Consider the following 1,272-nt stretch of genomic DNA (forward strand, 5'->3'; position numbering starts at 1 on the left):
GCCGGCTGTTCGGCGTTCGAACGGGAGAGCGACGGCCGGACGAGCCGGCTGGACGACGACAGGGCTCGAGCGTTGGCGACGCGGTTCGCCCCGACGCTGTACTTCGACGCGCGCGAGCCGTGGTTTCCGACGGATCCGCAGTCGTACACTAGCGAGCGCGACGGGGAGACCATCGTCGCCGGATTCGACGCGCTCGACGGCTACCACGAACGGTATCGCGAGGGAAGTCCGCCGGAGCCGACGGTGTTCTATCAGGCCGTCGAGTACGAGGAATCACCCCTCGCCGTGGTCCAGTTCTGGTTCTACTCGGTCTTCGATCAGTTTACGACCAACTTTCACTGGCACGACTGGGAAGTGATGCACGTCTTCGTCGATACGGAGACCGATGAGCCGCAGCTGTACGTCGCCAGTTCCCACTCACGGACCGTTCCCAACAACGAGTTTCTGGATCCGGATTCCGAGACGGTTCCGCGTATCCTCTCCGAACTCGGCTCGCACTCGAGTACGCTCTCGGTCAACGACGTTCCCGACCGCTTCCAGCGGGTCGCCGTCGAGAACCTGCTCGCGGACATCACGAACACGGCTATCGAAGGGCTCGAGGATCTCGCCGACATCCCGTTGGCGTACGGACTGCCGCGAGACGAGGGATCGACGCTCCCCTATCTCGTTCCGGAGTACGAGGGCGAACCGATCTACGACCACGAGCGGTTACCATCCGTCACCCGGGAGTCGCTGATCCCCGACGAGCTAACCGTCCGGTCGTTCGACGCGCTGACAGCGCCGCCGTCGGAGCTCCCGACGCGGGAAACGGGGCTCGTCTTCCGGCACCGCGAGCGGGCGGCCGACGCCGACGTCGAGTACGATCTCGTTCCGAGCGGCGAGCTCGAGCACATCACGGCGTTCACCGGGCCGCAGTTGAGCTTCGAGTTCAGCGTCCCCGACTTCCTCGAGGACGCCGTCGCCGGACACATCACGACGACCGGGACGCCGTGGGAACAGCCTCGGTACGAGAATCCGGCTGCGGACATCTCCGTTCCCAGCCATCGGACGGCGCTCGCCGACCGCTACGACGCGATCGGCGAGGCGGCACCGATCAACACGGTCGTCAGCCGCGTCACGGAAGCGGTGACCGCCGACGACGCGCCGGACGGCGAAGGGCTGACCACGATCGAGAGCGACCTCGAGGCGGTCGTCCTGTTAGAGAGCGATCCCGAGGCGGTCCCGACGTTCGTCGGCGTCGCCGTCGCACAGGACGTTCCGGCCGGCGACCAC

1 pseudogene is annotated in these 1,272 nt (G+C 66.4%); it reads left to right on the forward strand.

Annotated features, from left to right (window positions below):
• A pseudogene (locus tag PGX04_RS24470) lies at positions 1-1,272 on the forward strand (hypothetical protein); the annotation flags it as partial.

It is taken from the genome of Natrinema soli, from assembly GCF_028618695.1.